A 19266-nucleotide genomic window follows, 5' to 3' on the forward strand; every position below is an offset into this window, starting at 1 on the left:
CGCCTGCTCAAGCAAAACCTGGGTTCCCGCCTCCGCGGGAACGACGTGAAGGTTTTATGAAGCTTCCGCTTCCGGACAAGGCTGCAGCACGCGCTCGTGCAGTTCCGGCTCGCCGTCCTGGTAGAGCCTGACCACGGTCGAGGTACGGGTGCCGTAGCCCGGGATCTCGATGCAGACCGCGGACAACTGGCGCTCCACTTCGATCGGCACGCCGGTGTCCGGCAGGCGCAGGTCGGGCGCGCGGGTGGTATCGGCCAGCATTTCGAAATAGGCTTCCTCGGGGGCGCCCTGCAGCAGCAGGCTGGCGAAGCTGGCCTTGGTGCGCAGGACCTTCGGCCAGGGCGCGTCCAGCAGGCCGTTCGAGACGCCGTAGATGCCCGGGTCGAGGGCCTTGCCGTTGCGCGGGTCGCCGCCGGCGCGATTCGAGAACCAGTACAGGCCTTCGCGGTCGCCGAGGATCAGGTTGAAGCCGTTGTACTCGCCGGCGCCGGCTGCGATGTGGTCCAGGTAGGCCGGGGCGTCGAGGTCGCCCTTGAGGAAGTCGGCCACCAGGGCGCCGCGCGTGGGGGCGTCGCTGCGCCGCTCGCCGGGAGCGCGGATGTTCGTCAGCGCGGCGAACTTCGGGCCGTTCGGGCCCGTGCGCGTCACGCCCATCCAGCTGCCGCCGCCCTGCAGGTCGCGGCCGGCGATGATGTCCGGGTTTTCCGGCCAGGGGCCGGCCGGGGTGGCGGGACGGTCGTAGAATTCGTCGCGGTTGGCACAGGCGATCACCGGCACGCCGGGAATCACACGCCAGGCAAATACGATCAGGCACATGGGTTCAGCTCCGGAGTCAGGTCGACGAATACCTCGGCGCGGCGCGGGCCGCTGATCAAGGCACCGAGGCCGGCGCCTGCGGCGGCGCCGTCGACGGTGTCGGCAAAGGTATCGGCGGCGCCCGGATAGACTTCCATCCAGGTCTGCAGGCCGTCCTTGCTGTCGGGCCGGCGCTTGAGCTGGACGGCGACGCCGTGGCTCGCCGCCAGCGCCGCCTGCATCGCGCGTACGCGCGGCGCCAGCGCGGCGGCGTCCGCCTCGCGCACCTTGTAATAGACGTACAGGTCGATCATGGGCGCGGGACGTCAGTCGGCCGGGGTGTCGATGGCATAGGGCAGCGGCAGGAAGGACAGCGGCGTGCCGCCGGCCGCGCCGTGGCGCACTTCCTGGTCCAGCGCGGCCAGCTTGATCTCGACCAGCGCATCGGCGCCGCCCTGGCCGTTCGGGGCCGCGTTGACGATCATGCCGCAAGGCTGGTCGGGGTCGTCGCTGGCGAACACTTCATCGCCGGCGCGCGCGGCCGCATTGGCCAGCGTGGCCAGCACCATGCGGCGTTTCAGCTTGCCGAGGTACTGGCTGCGGGCGACGATCTCCTGGCCCGGATAGCAGCCCTTCTTGAAGTTCACGCCGCCGATCAGTTCGAAGTTGATCATCTGCGGCACGAACTGTTCCTGGGTCGGCTGGGTCACCTGCGGCACGCCGGCGTGGATCTCGGCCAGGTGCCAGGCGACGTTGCCGCCCAGCGCCAGCGTCTCGCGCAGCTGCGGCAGGGCGGCGATGGCGGTGCAGGCGTTCGTGATCCACAGGTAGCGCGGCGCATCGAAGGCGTCGGCCAGGCGGATCACGGTGCCGGCCTCGCCCTCGGTTTTTGCATACGGTGCCTGCGGCAGGGGGCCCGCATGGCGGGCCAGCGCTTCCTGTGCCTTGGCGCCGGCCAGGCCGAGGACCGCGGTGGTCGCGGCTTCTTCGGTGGCGTCGCGCAGCTTGGCCTTGGCGCGCAGCACGAACATGGTCAGGCGCTTCTGCAGCGGGGCCTGGATGGTGCGCGGCAGTTGCAGGTAGATGTCCTGGGCGCCGCGCCACATCAGCAGGCTGGCCTGCATGCGGCCTTTCGGCGTGCAATAGGCAGCCAGGCGGGCTTCACCGGTGCCGAGGTGTTCGACGTCGTTGGTGAGCTGGTTGTGCAGGAAACTGGCGGCGTCGTCTCCGCTGACGGCGATGAGTCCGAGGTCGGTGACCGGCGCCACCACGCCGCCCGCCAGGTCGGCGGCCGAGAGGGTCTTTCCGAAGTCTTCGATCTGCGCGGCTTCATCCTGATGGAAGCGGGCGCCCAGCGAGGCGAGGTGTTCGATCCAGTTATTCATACAATCCACGTATCAAATTCGATTTAAATCTCGTTTAGGCTTTATCATTACGGCCTCATTATAGGGTTGTCGACAAAATCGCGCCGGGCGCGGCGCAAAACCAGTACATATGGCATTTATAAGAAAACTCATCGTCACCGGCGTGATCGTGTCAGTCGCGGCCGTCGGCGGCTTCCAGTGGTGGGCGGGACGCCCGATTACCGCAGCGGACAGCCCCATCATTCCTTTCGCAATCGCCCAGGGCAGCGGCGTCGCCGGTGCTACCCAGCAGATGGCCACCGCCGGCGTGCCGGTCAACGGCTTCCTGTTCGGCGTGCTGGCCCGGGTGAGCGGCAAGGCCGGGCAGATCAAGGCCGGCAGCTACGAGCTCAAGCCGTCCACCACGCCGCGGCGCCTGCTCACCCAGCTGGTGCGCGGCGAGTTCGCCCAGGAATCGCTGACCATCATCGAAGGCTGGACCTTCCGCCAGATGCGCCAGGCGGTCGACGCCGCCCCGAACCTGAAGCACGAGACGGCCAGGCTGTCGGACAAGGAATTGCTGGCCAAGGTGGTCGCGGAAGATAAATACAAGGCCCCGGAAGGCCTGTTCTTCCCGGACACCTATCTGTTCGCGAAGAATTCGAGCGACCTGCAGATCTACAAGCAGGCGCACGAGATGATGATGAAGCGCCTCAAGGCGGCCTGGGAGAAACGCGATCCGAACCTGCCTTACACCGACCCCTACCAGGCCCTGATCATGGCCTCGCTGGTGGAAAAGGAAACCGGCCAGAAGAGCGAGCGCGCGATGATCGCCGGCGTGTTCGTGAACCGCCTCAAGACCGGCATGCTGCTGCAGACCGACCCCACCGTCATCTATGGCATGGGCGACAAGTACGACGGCAAGATCCGCAAGAAGGACCTCGAGACCGACACCCCGTACAACACCTACACGCGCGCCGGCCTGCCGCCGACGCCGATCGCGCTGCCGGGCGTGGAGTCGCTGGCCGCCGCCCTGGCGCCGGCCAGGACCGAGGCCCTGTACTTCGTCTCGCGCGGCGACGGCACCAGCCACTTCTCGGTCAACCTGAACGAGCATAACAAGGCGGTCAACCAGTACCAGCGCCAGGGGGCGAAATAATGGTCGAATCGTCGAACCGGGGCCGTTTCATCACCTTCGAAGGCATCGACGGTGCCGGCAAGTCCACCCACATCGGCTTCGTCACCGGACTCCTGGAGGACGCCGGCAAGTCCGTGGTTTCGACCCGCGAACCGGGCGGAACAAAGCTCGGCGAAAAACTGCGCGAGCTGCTGCTGCACGAAAAGATGGACCTCGAAACCGAGGCCCTGCTGATGTTCGCCAGCCGCCGCGAACACATCGCCCAGGTGATCGAGCCGGCGCTGGCGCGCGGCGACTGGGTGCTGTCCGATCGCTTCACGGATGCCAGCTTTGCCTACCAGGGCGGCGGGCGCGGTCTGCCGATCGAGAAACTGGGCCGGCTGGAGCACTGGGTCCATCCCGACCTGCAGCCGGACCTGACCCTGCTGTTCGACGTGCCGCTGGAAGTGGCGCGCGAGCGGCTCGATGCCACCCGTAATCTCGACAAGTTCGAGTCCGAGGAGGCGGCGTTCTTCGAGCGCTGCCGTAATGAATATCTGCGACGCGCCACGGAAAATCCCGGACGCATCGTGGTGATCGATTCGACCCGTTCGATCGATGAAGTCCGCATCGCGCTGCGTGCGGCATTGGAGAAGTTGTTGTGACGCGCATCGCCCCGATCTACCCCTGGCAGGAGCAGGCCTGGACGCAGCTGCAGCAGATGCGCGTGCGCCTGCCGCATGCAATCCTGTTCTACGGCCCGGCCGGCATCGGCAAGGCCGACTTCATCGAAGCCTTTGCCCAGGCGCTGCTGTGCGAAAACGTGCGCCCCGATGGCCATGCCTGCGGCGAGTGCGCGTCCTGCGGCTGGTTCGCCCAGGGCAACCATCCGGACTACCGCCGCGTGCGTCCGGAAGCGCTGGAAGACGAAGCGCCGCCGGCCGAGGGCGAGGAAGCGGGCGACGCCGACAAGAAAGGCAAATCCAAGACCGCCTCGAAGGACATCAAGATCGAGCAGGTGCGCGCGCTGGCCGACTTCATGAACATCTCGACCCACCGCCAGGGCTTGCGGGTGGTGGTGCTGTACCCGGCCGAGGCCCTGAACATGCCGGCGTCGAACGCACTGTTGAAGACGCTCGAAGAACCGCCGCCGGGCACCGTGTTCCTGCTGGCATCGAACGGCCTGGACCGGCTGCTGCCGACCATCCTGTCGCGCTGCCGCAAGTTCGCGCTGCCGATGCCGGACCACGCCCAGGCCCTGGCCTGGCTCGAAGCCCAGGGCGTGCAGGACGCCGACGGCTGGCTGCGCGAGCAGGGCGGGGCGCCGCTGGCGGCCCTCAACCAGGCCGAAACCGGCAGCCGCGAGGAACTCGATGCCCTGCTGCAAATCCTGGCCCAGCCCAGCGTCGACGCCGCGTTGCGCGCGGCCGACAAATTGAGCAAGGCGCCGCTCGCATCCCTCGTCGCATGGCAGCAACGATGGCTGTATGACGTATTTTCGTACAAGCTCTCCGGCACGATCCGCTATTATCCGCGTTACCGCCAGCAGCTTGCCAACCTGGCCGGGCGCGTGCATACGGCCAGGCTGATGCAGGCGATCAAGGCGACCAATGAGCGGCGCGCGGTGGCGGACCATCCCTTGTCGCCGAAATTGTTTGTCGAGGACATGTTGCTCGATTACGAAAAAGGATTCCGATGAACGGCTTGCCCACCGATCCGAATGCTCCGCCGGGCTTGCCGACGGCTCCGCAGGCGCCGCGGCCGTCCGTGCTCTCGCTCGCCATCAAGGAAAAAGCCGCGCTGTACGCGGCCTACATGCCCTTCCTGAAGAATGGCGGCATGTTCGTGCCGACCAACAAGCCCTACAAGATCGGCGACGAGATCTACCTGATCCTGTCGCTGATGGACGACCCGAACAAATACCCGATCGCCGGCAAGGTGGCCTGGATCACCCCGGCCGGCGCCAACAATAACAAGGCGCAAGGCATCGGCGTCCACTTCCCGGCCGACGAAACCGGCCAGCGCGCCAAGCTGCGCATCGAAGAGCTCCTCGGCGCGGCGCTGCGATCGTCGCGCGCCACGCACACCCTGTAATCACCGTTTCCCTGTAACGCCACTATGCCGCCGTACGTACACCGCCTCGCCCGCATCGAAGACCTGCCCGTCATCGTCGATATCTACAATTCCACCATCGCCTCGCGCGAAGTGACCGCCGACACCGAACCGATCACGGTCCAGTCGCGCGAACAATGGTTCGCCGACCACACGCCGGAACGCCGTCCGCTGTGGGTCGTCCACGACGCCGACGACAAGTCGGAGAACCCGGAAGTGATCGGCTGGTGTTCCTACTCGAACTTCTACGGCCGTCCGGCGTATTCCGGCACCGCCGAGGTGTCGATCTATATTGCCGAGGCATGGCGCGGCAAGGGCATCGGCCGCTATTGCCTGGAGCAGGCGATGGCCTTTGCGCCGAACATCGAGGTGCATACGCTGCTGGGCTTCATCTTCGGCCACAACGCGCCAAGCCTGGCCCTGTTCCGCAAATACGGTTTCGAGACCTGGGCCAATTTCCCGCGCGTGGCGAATCTGGATGGGATCGAGCGCGATCTGATCATCCTCGGCAAGCGGGTGGCCTGAGCTGCCGTTCAGCGTCACGACGGCGCCGAGAGTTTCATCAGCACCAGCCCGCTGACGATGAGGGCGGCCGCGATCGCGCGCTGGACGGTAAATTGTTCGCCAAGCACGGCAATGCCGAGGACAAACGCGCCGACGGCGCCGATGCCGGTCCAGATGGTGTAGGCGGTGCCGAGCGGAATGGTGCGCATCGAGAAGGACAACAGGCCAAAGCTGGCCGTCATCAACACGACCGTGAGAACTGCGGGAAGAGGTCGGGAAAAGCCATCCGACAACTTCATCGAATAGGCCCATGCAACTTCGAGGACGCCGGCGATCACAAGCATAATCCAGGCCATGACTCACTCCTTGGATAGAGCGGGTCGTCCCGAATCAGATGCCCGGGGTTGCCGGGGGAGGTCGTCCTCCTGAGGAGGCTGAATTATAGGCAGCAACAGGCTGCGGGGTCAACGCTTGCGGCCGGCCCCACCTTGTTCAGCATTGCCCGCGGCTTCAATCGCCTGGTCCCTCGCCGGGCATGGTGTCCGCCATCAGGCGCAGCTCTTCCGGCGTCAGTTCTTCTGGCTTCTTGTTCGCCAGGGCGTCGTAGTCCGGGTGCTTGTCGGGTTGCGCTTGCTGCTGCGATTGGCCGGACTGCTGGGCGGTCTGCTGGTTGCCGGGCGAGGCCGGTTCCTCGTTTTGCTTCTGGTGTTCGTTGCTCATGATAGGGCTCCGTGCTGAAAGTTCTTGCGAGCGAGTTTGGCACAGAGGCGTTTTTGGTGGCGTACGTTCGCGAGTGAGCTTATAAGACAGGACGGCAAGCCGTCCTGTCTTTCACCTAACTATGCTTTTGCACCGATCCTTTCATTCTGAAGATCGACTTACCTCATACGATCTATTCAACAATGGAAAAAACGGTGCTGTGCGTACAGGTCACGCCAAATTGGAAGACGAAAGGTCCAAAAGCGTTTGGAACGTAACCGACGTTACAGGTGTAGCCGGCTTTATTGTTGCCGGGATCGCCAGAATAGTAGCGTACTTGATACTCCCTATCGATCGCTGCATCTCCGGACACACCTTGTACTCGAGCGCTTGCAGTTGCCCAGATCTTGTTCCCGCCTGTGGCACTCTTCGATGCGTAGAACGAAGAACATCCACGTGCGTTGGGGGGGCCGCCCGCATTTGAGCTGTAAGGAAGGTTATTTGCGGAATTTACCGTGAAATAGCGTGCGCTAGCCTCAACGCTGCTAGACCATACCGGTCCGCCGCGTTCGCCGAACTGACATGCGGTGAGATTCAGGTTGCTACCCAAGTAGAGATTTGCCCCCGCAGGATTCGCAGGTACAAGACGAATCGGCGCGTTTGGCAGTGTCCAGCCGTCTGGCGGTGTACCGGTTACACTGAGCTCGATGGCGGCGGGACTCGAGCAGGATACTGTCCTCTTGATTCGCTGGGAAACCGCCGCCAGCTGGGCTTCGAATGCGTTTCGTCGGGATGCATTAAACATTGAACTGTTGACGTAATAGCAAAGAATTTCAAAGTCCGTCAAGCCGGACTCGCTGATGGCGGTTATCGGCGTACCAGAGGGGTAGCGGTCTATCGTCTCAACGACGGAGTAGTTTCCTAGTCCGCTCGCGAACTTGAGATCGAAGGGCCGGCGGCGGCCGGCTCCGCCGGTGAAGCCGTCACCGTTGAGGTCAAATCTCGAGAAGTCGGGTTTGGGATTTGGCGTTTCGGGGAACAAAGCGTCCAGGAACAGCTTGGTATCAGTATCGTCGAAATCGAGTTTCAAGTCGCCGGAAGCTTGCAGCATTGCAAGCCGAATCGGCGCATCACTTAACGTGCGGTCGAGACTCAACAATGCGTCACCCGCGTGGATCATCGGCGCGGCGTTCTTGCAGCTGTCGGGGAGCATGGCGGTCAGGCTGAGCCAGGATGCTATCGTCGATACGTCAAAATCCTTGCGGACCGCCAGCATCATTGCGACCAATCCCGCCACTTGCGGACTCGCCATCGATGTTCCGCTCATCACATCTGTCGACGTCGGGCTAATGAACGAGCGCACATCCGTACCGATTGCACTGATGTTGCCGCCGATTGTGCTTTTCGGCCCAAGACAGCCGGGAACAGGTTGGTCGGGATTGGTAAAGTCGACTGTGCGGTTTTCAACGACAAGGCCATTCTTTAGAGCTGGATAGCTTTTGCCATTCTCAACGATCGTCGGTAACAGCACCGCTGCATTAAACATGCTTGTGTCCTTTGCGAGCGACTGTGGCCCACTGTTACCGGCCGCAGAGACTTGGACGGCCCGTGTCGAGTAGTCGAATCCGCGAAGCGAAGCGACGAATTTTCTCCATAACAGGGCATCTTTGGTAATCACTGCTGCAGGAATGCCCTTGCGTATGGCTTCGTAGGCATAACCGAAACTGAAGTTCAGGACAAAGCGCTTGCCTGCGGGGGCCGACTCCAGGATTCTCCGTATTTCATCTAAGTAGTATTTTCTCTTCACCTTAGCTACCGGCTTGGCAGTGTCCACGATGTAAATCGTTGTGTTTAACGGCATCGACCCAGTCACTTTCCCCATATCCCCTGTGCCGCCGAAGCTGCCTGTGGCAATTCCGAGCACGTGATAGCCATGAGAGCAAGGGGATGTCTTGCAACCGTTGCTGAAGCCGGTGGTCATGCCGTTTGCCGTGCCCGACAGCAGTGTGTTTGGTAGCGCCCCATTTCCGAAGGAGTCGACAATGATTAGGTCAACGTTTCCGGTAATACTTGTATTTACTGCATTCCATGCCTGGGGGAACCCGGCGGCCACATGGTGAACAATCGGGCTATACGATGTTTTGCTGGAAGGTTTGATCGCAGTCGCAAGGTCAATGTCAGGCGGAAGCGACATCGCTTCATCGACCATTTCCGGCCCGGCTGCCTCGAAAGCGCCGCTGGTGACGAGTTTCGCCCCTGCGCTAACAAGCGCATCCATCCCTCCAGGAGGCGGAGCCTGAAGGAAAACGACAGGGCTGCCGGCAGTTAGGCCTACAATTCTGGCTCCGACGGAGTTCAATGCCGCGTTTACCATCCCAACGGTAGCAGTAGGGGAAATGACACCTGATAGTTGATAACGATAGTTCGTGGCCTCCCCTGAGGATGTCTCGATTTCGAGATCGGATTCCGATAACACGGCTTCGTAATCGACGATCGCCGAGACTGCGTTTGCGGAATCTGCGCCGGGCAGCAGGATGCCCGGCAACGGAGGGGGACCCGTTTGGGTATCGATTCGCCATACCAGCGCGTTCTGGTCGAATGGAAGGCTTCGATCGAGTCGAAGCGTGACGGTGTCCCGAGCGGTTACGGTAGCGCCAGCGGCGAGCGTAGCAATTTGTACGGTCCCATCGATAATTATTGCTCCAGGTCCGGTATTTGTTAAGGTTGCGGTAATTCCCGTCTCAGCAGTTGCGCCGCTATTTCTAATGGTGACTTCAAATTCATAGTCGTACACCGTCCTGTTGACCCGTGTCTCCTTTATCTTTGTAATCCCGATAACCGTAATTTGGGGCGAAATAACGGCCGCTATTTGAGTCCTCGTGGCTTGCTGATGGCTTACTTCATTGGGCGACCCGGCACCGCACGCTGCCAGAGAAATCGAAATAACTAGGGCGGCGGCGCCGCGCGCCCATCTCTGCAGTAGCAGCCACATCTGGATACCTTGCATTTTTTCACCTCATGGATGTAGTGATGCATTTCCGAATTCAACTATTATTGAGGAGACGAAAAGTGACGCCGGAGCGTGGTGAAGAGGATCGCGAGCCCAACACAGATTAGTGCCAAATTGTCCGGTTCAGGCACGTCGTCAGGCGGTGGCCCATCCGTTTCCTTCGAAGTCAATCCCGTGCTTAAGACGGCGAAACTAAGGGGGGCGACAATATCGAAGCGTTGACGGCCCGGGGCGCCGACACCAAGAAAATCGAATGCGACCGAAAATCTGCCCAGTGCTTCGGATTGACCAATGCCGAGGTTCATTGCCAGCGAGTCGAAAAAGCCATCCGCGGGGATAGCGGAATCGGGTTGGATTACCAGTGAATCCCACCCGCTTGGCGAGTCGACGACAGCAAGATTCTTGTATAGGACATCCTCGAAATACAGAGTGAATTCCTCGATGAGAGTATCTGTCGCGCCCGCCTTTACGGTGTAATGGTTGATCCAATGGTTGCCGCTCGTATTCGATTGGGTGAACGTAATTATTGCCGCCATTCCCGATGCAGGGAGTAGAGCAAGAGCAGATACAGTTGCGATTTTGCCAATAAGATTGCGTAAGATTCTCATCGAATTTCCCCTAAGATTGACATTTGAATTCGGAAATTTTATTTCGATTTGAAGCACTCGAAACAGGAGGAAAATATCTCGGGCGTAAATACATAAGCAGAAAGTATGCCGACAGTTGCCATGCAAGAAAAACAAGGAGTTACACGCTCCGTGTTTCGAATGATGTAAAAATGGCCGACATAATTCGGTCCGAACGACACTGCCGGAGCAGCGTCTGGAGAGTGCCTTACTGGGTTCACATGTATCCTGACGGCGGCTCTCGCGTACAATGACGGGATGTACATCGATTCACACTGCCACATCAATTTCCCGGAACTGGCCGCCCGCATGCCCGAGATCCTCGCCAGGATGGCCGAGAACAAGGTCGACAAGGCGCTGTGCGTGTCCGTCAACCTGCCGGAATTCCCGAGCGTGCTCGCGCTGGCCGAGCAATATCCGCATATCTACGCTTCGGTCGGCGTCCATCCCGATTACGAGGACACGCCCGAGCCCAGCGTCGACGAGCTGGTGCGCCTGGCCGACCATCCGAAGATCGTCGCGATCGGCGAGACCGGCCTCGACTACTACCGCCTGGAGGGCGACCTGGAATGGCAGCGCGAGCGCTTCCGCACCCATATCCGCGCTTCGCGCGAGACGCGCAAGCCGCTGATCATCCATACCCGGTCGGCCAGTGCCGACACCATCCGCATCCTGCAGGAAGAGGGCGCGGCGGTGGACAAGGGCGGCGTGGCCGGCGTCATGCACTGCTTTACCGAGACCCTGGAAGTGGCGCAGGCGGCGATCGAGATGGGTTTCTACATCTCCTTTTCCGGCATCGTCACCTTCAAGAGCGCGAAAGACCTGCAGGCCGTGGCCAAGGCGCTGCCGCTGGACCGTATCCTGATCGAAACGGATTCGCCTTATCTGGCGCCCGTGCCCTACCGTGGGAAAGTGAACGAGCCGGGCTTCGTGCCGCATGTGGCCGAGTTCATCGCCACGCTCAAGGACGTGCCGCTGCGGGAGGTGGCGGAGCGCACGACCGAGAATTTCTATAAACTCTTCAAGGTTCCAAACAATTAAGGAGGGAGTGCGCCATGATGCAGCGTCGCGGTTTTCTTCGCCTGACCGGCAGGACTGTTCTTGCGGCCGTCTTCATGGCCGCCTTCCCCGGAACGGCAGTCTTCGCCGTCACCGCCGACCAGACGGCCGACTTCTACCGCGCCGTGCAAATGGATGACGTCAAGACCGTCAAATCCCTGCTGGCCGCGGGCGTCGATCCGAACCGGCAGAATCCGCTGGGCGGCGAGCCGCCGCTGGTGCTGGCGGTGCGCGAAGGCTCGATGCGGGTGTTCCAGGCGCTGCTCGACCAGCCCGGCATCCAGCTGGACGCGTCCGCCCTGAACGGCAACACGGCCCTCATGATGGCGGCCTTCAGGCGCAACCGGCCGGCTGCCGAGGCCCTGGTCGCACGCGGCGCCACCATCAACCGTCCGGGCTGGACGCCGCTGCATTACGCGGCCGCCAGCGGCGACGAGGACATCGCCCGCCTGCTGATCAAGCGCGGCGCCAGGGTCGACGCCGTCTCTCCGCCGGCCAGCGGCAGCTATACCCCGCTGATGATGGCGGCGCGCGAAGGGCATCCGGACATGGTGGACTTCCTGGCCAGACAGGGCGCGAATCCCGCTCTCCGCAACAGCGAAGGCTTGACCGCGGCCCAGCTCGCGGAACGGGCGGCCGGCGCCCGCTGAGGGCAGGGCACCGGCCTCTCAACAGGCGGCCTTGGCAGGATGTGCCTTCCTGGCCTTTTTTTGGCGATACATGCAGGTGTCGGCATGTTTCAGCAGCTCCTCGATCCCTTGACCGTGGTCCGGGAATACCGCGCAGCCAATACTGGCCCCGACACGCAGCTCGACGCTCTCGATCCGGATCGGGATTTCCATCGCTGCGCCGATCTGCTGGGCGATACGGCTGGCGTCATCCGCCGCGTTGAGGTCTTCCAGGATCAGCACGAATTCGTCGCCACCGATGCGCGCAACGGTATCCGAATCGCGCGCGCAATTCGCCAGGCGGGCGGCGACACCGCGCAACAGCTCGTCGCCGGCTGCGTGACCATGGACGTCGTTGACCTGCTTGAAGTCGTCGACGTCCACGTATAGCAAGCCCATCCTTGAGCCTGTGCGGCGTGCGCGCGCCAGTGCGGTGCCGATGCGGTCGAAGAACAGGTAGCGGTTCGGCAGGCCGGTCAGTTCGTCATGGCAGGCGTGGCGCAGCAAATCGTCGTGCAGGCGTTTGCGCTCGAGGGCCATGCCGATCTGACCCGCGGTGAAACCCAGCAGTTCGCGGTCTTGCGCCGGATAGGCGGCCTCGCCGCGGGGGCGCAACAGCAGACCGCCGATGGCGCCGCCCCTGCCGCGCAGCTCCAGCGCCAGCCAGCCCGGCGGCGGCATGCCGCGCCATTGCTCGAAGTGATGTGAGCCGGGCGGATCGCCCTCCGGGTTCTTCAGGTAGATCGTCCTGCATCCGCCACAGACGTCTTCGGTGACGACTGCCATCCCGATGACGCCAACCAGCTTGTCGAGCACCGCGTGGATCTCCCCGCACAGGCTCGCCAGGTCGGGCGCCTGATGGGCAGCCTCGGAAATCGCATACAGCGCGGCCTGCCGGCGCTCGGCCTGCTTGCGGGCGGTGATGTCGCGCGCAACGCCGATGCGCAGGTTCAGCGCATCGATTCGCCGTGCGGACCACATGATGTCGACCAGGCTGCCATCCTTGCGGCGGTAGCGGTTTTCGAAGCCGATCCGCTCGTCTCCGGACTGTATGCGCGCCGCTTCCTCGCGGGTACGGGCGAGATCCTGCGGCGCAAGGAAATCGAAGAGCTTCCGGCCGATCATTTCGTCCGGACGGTAGCCCAGCAGTCGCTCGCATCCGGCGCTCACATCAACCAGCCTTCCGGTCTCGTCGACAAGGAAGACGACATCGAGGAGAAGGTCGGCGACGTTCGCCGACAGCATACCGATGGTGCAGGACATGATCGATAGGGCATTGTGCCCGGGGCCGCTGACGCCTTCATACTAGCACTGCCATTTGCGGCTGCAAAACAATTCTCCTTGAATGAAGAAGGCGGCGCCCAAACTGCCAAACTGGACCGGAAACCGCCGTCATCTCGAGGCATCACACAAACTGTTTCTTGAAGATAATTCAGCCGTAGACTAACCATGGCGCCGGCGGGACCGCGGAGCTGACAACAAGGAACAACATGCTGAACGAACGCGAAATCGAGAGCTGCTACCTGGGACAATTCATTCCGGTCCATTACCACCACAATATGCTGATGGACCAGAATCGCATGCACGGCTTCAAGTCGGCGATTTTCCACGCCGTCAAGCCGGGCGCCAAGGTCCTGGAACTGGGTGGCGGCACCGGCGTGTTGTCCTTTTTTGCCGCGCAGGCCGCCAGCAAGGTGTACTGCGTCGAGTTCAACCCGGACATGGTGCGTGAGGCGCGCAAATTCCTGGCGATGAACGAGAACGGCCACAAGGTCGAGGTGATCCACGCCGACGCCTCCGAGTACCTGCCGCCCGAGCCGGTCGATGTCGTGATCTGCGAGATGATCCATGTCGGCATGGTGCGCGAGAAGCTGGTCGAGGTGATCGAATCCTTCAAGCGCCGCTACCTGGCGCGCTTCGGCGGCCCGCTGCCGGTGTTCCTGCCGGAAGCCGTCATCATGGCGGTCCAGCCCCTGCAGCAGGAATACGACTTCGAAGGCTTCCAGGCGCCGATCGTGCAATTCCAGGCGACCAATGCGGTCTATCCGGGCACGGTGGAGCTGGCCCAGCCGGCCGTCTACAGCATCCTCGATTTCAAGCAGCCGGTCGACTCCCTGATCGCCTGGGAAGGCCGTTTCCAGGTCGAAAAGGCCGGTCGCCTGAACGCGCTGCGCTTCATCACCAAGAACGTGTTGTACATCATCGAAGAGCAGGGAACCACGGTCGACTGGCTGAACCATTACATGATGCTGCCGCTGGCGCGGCCGCTGGATGTGCGCGCGGGCGACGTGGTGCAAGTCAGCTTTGCCTACCGCTGTGGCGGCTCGATCCCGTCGCTGGAAGCGTCGATCCGGGCCGAGCTGGTGGCGCGGTTTGAAGAGGAAAGCGTGCGCGAGCAGGCCGGCGCGGCAGCGTACGCCTGAGCCGCCGCCGGGGCGTCCGGTCCGGCACCATGGAAAACGGCCCCGCCTGGGGCCGTTTTCCATTTACCCCCGCTTTTCTTCCGTTTATCCCCGCTGGCTGCTTTTCATCGCATCGGGATTGCCCCCGCGCCGTCTTGTCATTACAGTCACAGCATCGACGTCACTTCTCACCGAAGGAGCGAACAATGCTCGGATTTCTCGCCTGGTTGCTGCTGCTGTTCCTGTGCTGGCCCGTGGCCCTGCTGGCACTGTTCCTGTATCCGCTGGTCTGGCTGATCCTGCTGCCCTTCCGCCTGGTGGGGATCGGCGTGGAAGCCGTGTTCGAGCTGCTGCGCGCCATCGTGATGCTGCCGGCGCGGGTGCTGGGGGCGTCGCCGGGCCGTTGAGCGCCAAAAAGTTTCTTGTCTTAAAGCCAGTGTGCGTCGATTAACAGACTGTGCTCCGCCCTTCGCCTATCGTGGGCATACTGATGGCTTGAGTCCATCAGCCATGCTTTGAAAGGAAACGACTATGCGCCTGGATATTTACCGCAGAGCCGAACAGGACGGCAAGTTCTCGTACCTGGCGGTGCCCGAAACCCGCAACATCCCCGAGGAAGCCACGAATACAGACTGGGAAGTCGAAGCCCGTGCGGTCGAGGTGGACGACGACGCCCAGCAGATCGACGACTACGATATCCAGAACCTCTCCGGCCAGCTGGCCGAGAAAGGTTACGCTGTCACCTCAGTCATGCACTGACCCTGTAGCCGGTCCACGACAAGTCGCAGCCTGACGCCGGCATCTCCGCCGCATACGGGGAGGGCCGGCGGGCGGCTGCGCGTCGCATATGGTATCCTTGCGCTCCGTTCAGACAGGTGCAAGTGGAGGCGTAATGAAGTGGGCAGTCGTGGGTTTTCTCATCCTTTCCGTGCTGCATATTCATTTCCGCGGTAAGGTCCGCCTCCCGTTCGGCCGCCAGCTGTTCGACCATTCGTCGTTCATGGCACCGATCAATATCTTCATGCACCTGTTTTCGCGCGTGCCCAGCACGCCCTACATTCCGGTGCGCGAATTCCCCGAACTCGAGGTCCTGCAGCGGAACTGGCAGGTGATCCGCGAAGAGGCGCTGAACCTGGTGGCGCTGCAGAAGATCAAGGCCTCCGAAGAGAACAACGACGCCGGCTTCAATTCCTTCTTCAAGACGGGCTGGAAGCGCTTCTACCTGAAGTGGTACGACGCCAGCCATCCGTCGGCCCAGCGCCTGTGCCCGAAGACTTATGCGCTGCTGCAGGGGATCCCGTCGGTGAAGGCGGCCATGTTCGCCGAACTGCCGCCCGGCGCGAAACTGAACCCGCACCGCGACCCCTTCGCTGGCTCGATGCGCTACCACCTGGGCCTGGCCACGCCGAACGACGACCGCTGCTTCATCGAAGTCGACGGCCAGCGCTACAGCTGGCGCGACGGCCAGGGCGTGATCTTCGACGAAACCTTCATCCACTGGGCCGAGAACACCAGCGGCCAGGACCGCGTGATCCTGTTCTGCGACGTCGAGCGCCCGCTGCGCTTCCGCTGGGCACAGGCGGTCAACCGCTGGCTGGGCCGCACCATGATGACGGCCGCCGCCTCGCCCAACGAAAGCGGCGACCAGACCGGCCTGGTGAGCAAGCTGTTCCGCATCTCCCACGTGATGGGCCAGTACCGCCGCCGCTACAAGGCCTGGAACAAGAACGCGTACAAGGCCACCAAGGTGCTGCTGATCGTCGGCCTGGCTGCGCTGATCTACTACATCTGATTCTTGCTCTTCATAAAAAACGGCGCGCCAGCCCGCGAGGGCGGCGCGCCGTTGCCGTTCATGGAGCGCTTCAGAACGAAAATGGAACCCTGACCATCAGGGTAACGTCCGGCGTGTCGCGGGTCAGGCCGGCGCCGACCGAGACGTTGAGGGTGCGTTTGTCGCTGAGGCGATACGAGTAGCCCAGCAGCAGCGTGCCGAGCTGGATGCGCACCGAACCCGGCACCACCTGGCCACCCTGGCGGGTGCGCGCCACGGAATTGTGGTCATAGCCGATGCTGAACGAGGCCTTTTCGTTGAGCGCCAGGCCCATGCCGAAGTTGAAGCCGAACACATCGCCCGGTTTCACGTCGCCCAGGAATTCCTTCGCGCCGTTCTGGACGGTGCGGTAGACGTTGCCGCGCCTGAAGTTATGGGTGTAGCTGAAGCTGCCGAAAAAGATGGCCGGGTCGGACGGCATCAGCCACGTCACGCTTGGCTGCAGCGAATAGAAGCCGGAGCCGGTCGGCAGGTCGAGCGGCAGGCCGGTGCCGGTGACGTTGTCACCCACGCAGCGGGTCTGGCAGTCGGTCACGACCTGGAAGGGATCGCGGCCGGTGCGGGTCTTGAAGCGCAGGCCGGCGATGTAATACGGCTTCTCGACGCCGCCTTCGTTCAGCTGGTAGCGCCAGCCCAGCTCGATGTCGCCGATCGCCTTGCCGCTGGTTTCGAAGGCGCGTTCGGCCGCGGTGCCGGTGAACAGTTCGCGGCTGACGGTGGCATCGCTGCGGTAGACGTAGGGAATCTTGGCTTCCAGCTCGAGGCGGTTGTCGAAGCCGTAGCGGAAGGTGGCGGCCGCGGTCGTGGTGTTGCGCTTGACTTCACGCACGTCCAGCAGGCCGATCAGGAGCGCGGGAATCACCGTGTAGCCGACCAGGGCCACGCGGTTGCTGGACGAATAGCCGTACTGCACCGAGGGCTCGAACACCATCTTGCCGCGCGGCGTCAGCACGCCCGGGCTTTCGAAGATCGGCGCCACCTGCGGTGCGCGCGCGGCCTCGCTCGGCGGACGGCCGACCGCGTTGCCGCCGTTGACCGGCTGCGGCGAAGGCGGCGGCGCGCCGCCGTTGTCTGTCTGCTGGCCGGTGTCGGCGACCGCGGCCGCGCCGGTGCCGCGCAGGCCGTCCAGCGAGGTGCGCGGCGCGGCGGCCGGATCCGGCGCCTGTCCGTTGACGGGCGCCGACAGCGGCGACGGCATCAGCACCGTGGCTTGCGGCGCCTGCTGCGGGTTGCCGGTGCCGCGCAGCTTGTCGAGCTGGGTCGGCTGAGCGACCCCGCTCGCGCGCAGTTGACGCTCCAGCTCGTCCACCCGGGCGCGTTGGTCTTCCAGCTGTTGCCGCATGATCTTCAGCTGTTCCAATAGATCAGGCGATTGAGCGCCTGCAGGGAAGGCCGCAAGGATGAGACTGACCCCAATCGCAGTGGACAGCGCTGGAAGCTTTTGCATATTTTTCTTCTCCGTGTTGTACCGTCACCTTCCTGTGACAGCGGTGTTTAAGGCGTTCGCGAGCGTGGACTGGAAATTCATGGTTTGCAGTAGTCCGCGCGCGTCGACGCTGGCGTTGATGATGGTCTGGCTGTTGATCAGCTGGTTGTTCAGGTTGTTCTGGATGAAGGTTGCGCCCAGCACGTCCTTCCCGAGCTGGAGGTTGGCGGTGCCGACGCCGTTCTGGATCAGGTTGACCTGGCCGGCGGTCTCGGCCGAGACCCTCGACATGCCGCTGGTCAGGGTGCCGAGGTCGCCCAGGTTGAGCTGGCTGCGTTGGGCGACGTTGCCGTTGATGGTGACGATGCGTTCGATGCCCAGCGAGACGATGAGGCCGCCAGGCATCTCGAAGCCGCCGCGCAGGTCGTCGAGAGCGGCCGGGTCGACCGCCTGCGCGGGGTCGAAGGCAGGCTCCGGTGCGCCCGCCAGGCCCTGGCCGGCGCTTGCGGCGCTGGCCAGCAGCAGGCAGATCTTGACGGTGAGGCGCATGGTATCTCCTCTTAAAAATCGGTCGGGCCGAACTTCGGCAGACTCAAGTTATCGATGCCGGTCCGGTTCACCGCGTCGCTCAGCGGCGCGCGTGGTGCGGCACGCCAGTCGGCGGTGAGATTGAATTGGGGCCGGGACGGCGCGTCGTGGATCACGAACAGCAGCCGGCTCGGCCAGATGGATTCGAAATGCTCGCGCGTGATCGCGCGGGTGCCGCTGGACGGATCACCCAGCAGGATGCGTCCATCCTCGGCGCCCTTGACGACGACGAAGTGGTTGTAGCCCCGCTCGGAGATCAGCACGATGGCCGGCACCTTGGCCTGGATCAGCTTGTCGATCGGCTGGCGGAAGCCGTCCGCCTTGAAGCCGATCGAGGCCAGGTAGCGCTGCATGTCGAGCAGCGAAAAGCCTTCGCGCCGGATCTTCTGCTGGTCGCCTTGCTCCCACATGGCCTGAAAGGCCGTGGTCTCGCTGATCGGGTAGCCGTAATGGTGGGTCAGCAGCGTGGCCAGCGCGGCCGAGCCGCAGCTGAAATCGTACTGCTGGCGGGTGGTGGAGATGAACTTCAGTTCCTTCAGGCTGTGCACGGGAATGTTAAAACGGACGCCACCCGCGATCGGCAGCTCGGCCGCGTTCACGCAGGTGACGCCCATCAGTGCGCACAGCAGCGCATTTAGCAGATGCGGGGCGCTACGCTTCATTTGAAGTGCACATTGATGACGGTGGAACTCTGGATCAGCACGTTGGCTCCGCTGTTCTGGATCACGACCGGGATGCCGGACATGTTCGAGAACGCCCCGGAATCGATCACGTTGCCTCCGGTCGAGACGTTGATGGCGCTGTTGCCCGTCACGACACCATCGAGCTTCACGTCGTTCTTGGTTTCCGCACCGCCGCGCGACTGCTCGAGCTTGCCGAGGTCGGCCGCCGGGCCGAAATCGAGGCTCAGGCCGGACCGGGCCGGGGCTGCCGCTTCGGGCCTGGCCTCCTGCCTGGCCGGCGGCTGGGCTACCCCGTCCTGGCCGGCCTGGGGCTCGCCGGCCCAGGCCGGAGACGCCAGCAGCGTGAGCGCAACGATGCTGCACATGCGCCGGACGACTCCCTGCTTGAATGATTGCTGCATTC

Annotated in this window: 23 protein-coding genes; 11 read left to right on the top strand and 12 right to left on the bottom strand. The window is 63.0% G+C overall.

Annotated features, from left to right (window positions below):
* Positions 1–54: 54 nt before the first annotated feature.
* The 3 genes from AB4Z32_RS08075 to ygfZ are packed head-to-tail and all read right to left on the bottom strand — an operon-like array spanning position 55 to position 2180.
* Complete coding sequence (locus AB4Z32_RS08075; protein ID WP_442121323.1) at positions 55–816, bottom strand: NRDE family protein; 762 nt, start codon at positions 814–816, stop codon at positions 55–57.
* On the bottom strand, positions 807–1109 hold the full coding sequence (locus tag AB4Z32_RS08080) for a DUF4936 family protein (RefSeq protein WP_442121324.1): 303 nt from the start codon (positions 1107–1109) through the stop codon (positions 807–809). The genes AB4Z32_RS08075 and AB4Z32_RS08080 overlap by 10 nt, the downstream gene beginning before the upstream one ends.
* A gap of 12 nt (positions 1110–1121) precedes the next feature.
* The gene (ygfZ, locus tag AB4Z32_RS08085; protein ID WP_442121325.1) at positions 1122–2180 is read right to left on the bottom strand and encodes a CAF17-like 4Fe-4S cluster assembly/insertion protein YgfZ; all 1059 of its coding nucleotides are present in this window, start codon (positions 2178–2180) and stop codon (positions 1122–1124) included.
* Between the two features lie 109 nt (positions 2181–2289).
* On the opposite strand from ygfZ, the gene mltG reads away from it, so the two are divergent.
* The 5 genes from mltG to AB4Z32_RS08110 are packed head-to-tail and all read left to right on the top strand — an operon-like array spanning position 2290 to position 5892.
* Positions 2290–3297, top strand: a complete 1008-nt coding sequence (mltG, locus tag AB4Z32_RS08090; protein ID WP_442121326.1) for an endolytic transglycosylase MltG — start codon at positions 2290–2292, stop codon at positions 3295–3297.
* A complete protein-coding gene (gene tmk, locus AB4Z32_RS08095; protein ID WP_442121327.1) occupies positions 3297–3920 on the top strand; it encodes a dTMP kinase in 624 nt (207 codons plus the stop codon). The genes mltG and tmk overlap by 1 nt, the downstream gene beginning before the upstream one ends.
* A gap of 5 nt (positions 3921–3925) precedes the next feature.
* Entirely contained in the window at positions 3926–4954 is a 1029-nt protein-coding gene (locus AB4Z32_RS08100; protein WP_442121534.1) for a DNA polymerase III subunit delta', read from the top strand.
* Positions 4951–5349 (top strand): PilZ domain-containing protein, encoded by a 399-nt coding sequence (locus AB4Z32_RS08105; RefSeq protein WP_442121328.1) that lies wholly within the window; start codon positions 4951–4953, stop codon positions 5347–5349. The genes AB4Z32_RS08100 and AB4Z32_RS08105 overlap by 4 nt, the downstream gene beginning before the upstream one ends.
* 24 nt (positions 5350–5373) lie before the next feature.
* Positions 5374–5892 carry a GNAT family N-acetyltransferase gene (locus AB4Z32_RS08110; protein WP_442121329.1) on the top strand — a complete coding sequence of 173 codons (519 nt, stop codon included), beginning with the start codon at positions 5374–5376 and terminating at the stop codon, positions 5890–5892.
* 14 nt (positions 5893–5906) lie between these two features.
* On the opposite strand, the gene AB4Z32_RS08115 is transcribed toward AB4Z32_RS08110, so the two are convergent.
* The 4 genes from AB4Z32_RS08115 to AB4Z32_RS08130 form a co-directional block, all read right to left on the bottom strand.
* Positions 5907–6227 (bottom strand): DMT family transporter, encoded by a 321-nt coding sequence (locus AB4Z32_RS08115; protein WP_442121330.1) that lies wholly within the window; start codon positions 6225–6227, stop codon positions 5907–5909.
* A gap of 154 nt (positions 6228–6381) precedes the next feature.
* The gene (locus AB4Z32_RS08120) at positions 6382–6591 is read right to left on the bottom strand and encodes a hypothetical protein (protein WP_442121331.1); all 210 of its coding nucleotides are present in this window, start codon (positions 6589–6591) and stop codon (positions 6382–6384) included.
* 172 nt (positions 6592–6763) lie between these two features.
* Entirely contained in the window at positions 6764–9577 is a 2814-nt protein-coding gene (locus AB4Z32_RS08125) for a S8 family serine peptidase (protein WP_442121332.1), read from the bottom strand.
* Between the two features lie 44 nt (positions 9578–9621).
* Positions 9622–10188 (bottom strand): hypothetical protein, encoded by a 567-nt coding sequence (locus AB4Z32_RS08130; RefSeq protein WP_442121333.1) that lies wholly within the window; start codon positions 10186–10188, stop codon positions 9622–9624.
* A 276-nt stretch (positions 10189–10464) separates the two neighbouring features.
* Between AB4Z32_RS08130 and AB4Z32_RS08135 the strand changes: the two genes are divergently transcribed.
* Positions 10465–11247 carry a TatD family hydrolase gene (locus AB4Z32_RS08135; RefSeq protein WP_442121334.1) on the top strand — a complete coding sequence of 261 codons (783 nt, stop codon included), beginning with the start codon at positions 10465–10467 and terminating at the stop codon, positions 11245–11247.
* Positions 11248–11261: 14 nt separating this feature from the next.
* The gene (locus AB4Z32_RS08140; protein ID WP_442121335.1) at positions 11262–11915 is read left to right on the top strand and encodes an ankyrin repeat domain-containing protein; all 654 of its coding nucleotides are present in this window, start codon (positions 11262–11264) and stop codon (positions 11913–11915) included.
* 18 nt (positions 11916–11933) lie between these two features.
* On the opposite strand, the gene AB4Z32_RS08145 is transcribed toward AB4Z32_RS08140, so the two are convergent.
* On the bottom strand, positions 11934–13196 hold the full coding sequence (locus AB4Z32_RS08145; RefSeq protein ID WP_442121336.1) for a diguanylate cyclase domain-containing protein: 1263 nt from the start codon (positions 13194–13196) through the stop codon (positions 11934–11936).
* Between the two features lie 227 nt (positions 13197–13423).
* Between AB4Z32_RS08145 and AB4Z32_RS08150 the strand changes: the two genes are divergently transcribed.
* From AB4Z32_RS08150 to lpxO, 4 genes are all read left to right on the top strand, one after another.
* Complete coding sequence (locus tag AB4Z32_RS08150; RefSeq protein WP_442121337.1) at positions 13424–14356, top strand: methyltransferase domain-containing protein; 933 nt, start codon at positions 13424–13426, stop codon at positions 14354–14356.
* A 185-nt stretch (positions 14357–14541) separates the two neighbouring features.
* Complete coding sequence (locus AB4Z32_RS08155; protein WP_442121338.1) at positions 14542–14742, top strand: hypothetical protein; 201 nt, start codon at positions 14542–14544, stop codon at positions 14740–14742.
* A 124-nt stretch (positions 14743–14866) separates the two neighbouring features.
* On the top strand, positions 14867–15094 hold the full coding sequence (locus tag AB4Z32_RS08160; protein WP_442121339.1) for a DUF6139 family protein: 228 nt from the start codon (positions 14867–14869) through the stop codon (positions 15092–15094).
* 133 nt (positions 15095–15227) lie between these two features.
* A complete protein-coding gene (gene lpxO, locus AB4Z32_RS08165) occupies positions 15228–16127 on the top strand; it encodes a lipid A hydroxylase LpxO (protein WP_442121340.1) in 900 nt (299 codons plus the stop codon).
* 70 nt (positions 16128–16197) lie between these two features.
* Here lpxO and AB4Z32_RS08170 read toward each other — a convergent pair whose 3' ends face one another.
* From AB4Z32_RS08170 to AB4Z32_RS08185, 4 genes are all read right to left on the bottom strand, one after another.
* Positions 16198–17508 carry an acetate kinase gene (locus AB4Z32_RS08170; protein WP_442121341.1) on the bottom strand — a complete coding sequence of 437 codons (1311 nt, stop codon included), beginning with the start codon at positions 17506–17508 and terminating at the stop codon, positions 16198–16200.
* A 129-nt stretch (positions 17509–17637) separates the two neighbouring features.
* Positions 17638–18141, bottom strand: a complete 504-nt coding sequence (locus AB4Z32_RS08175; protein WP_442121342.1) for a hypothetical protein — start codon at positions 18139–18141, stop codon at positions 17638–17640.
* Between the two features lie 11 nt (positions 18142–18152).
* Positions 18153–18842: a C39 family peptidase gene (locus tag AB4Z32_RS08180; RefSeq protein ID WP_442121343.1), complete on the bottom strand. Its 690-nt coding sequence runs from the start codon at positions 18840–18842 to the stop codon at positions 18153–18155.
* The gene (locus AB4Z32_RS08185; RefSeq protein WP_442121344.1) at positions 18839–19228 is read right to left on the bottom strand and encodes a hypothetical protein; all 390 of its coding nucleotides are present in this window, start codon (positions 19226–19228) and stop codon (positions 18839–18841) included. Before AB4Z32_RS08185 ends, AB4Z32_RS08180 begins: the two co-directional genes overlap by 4 nt.
* Positions 19229–19266: the final 38 nt, after the last annotated feature.

Source organism: Massilia sp. 2TAF26 (genome assembly GCF_052115005.1).
In the GTDB taxonomy this organism is placed as follows: domain Bacteria; phylum Pseudomonadota; class Gammaproteobacteria; order Burkholderiales; family Burkholderiaceae_D; genus Telluria.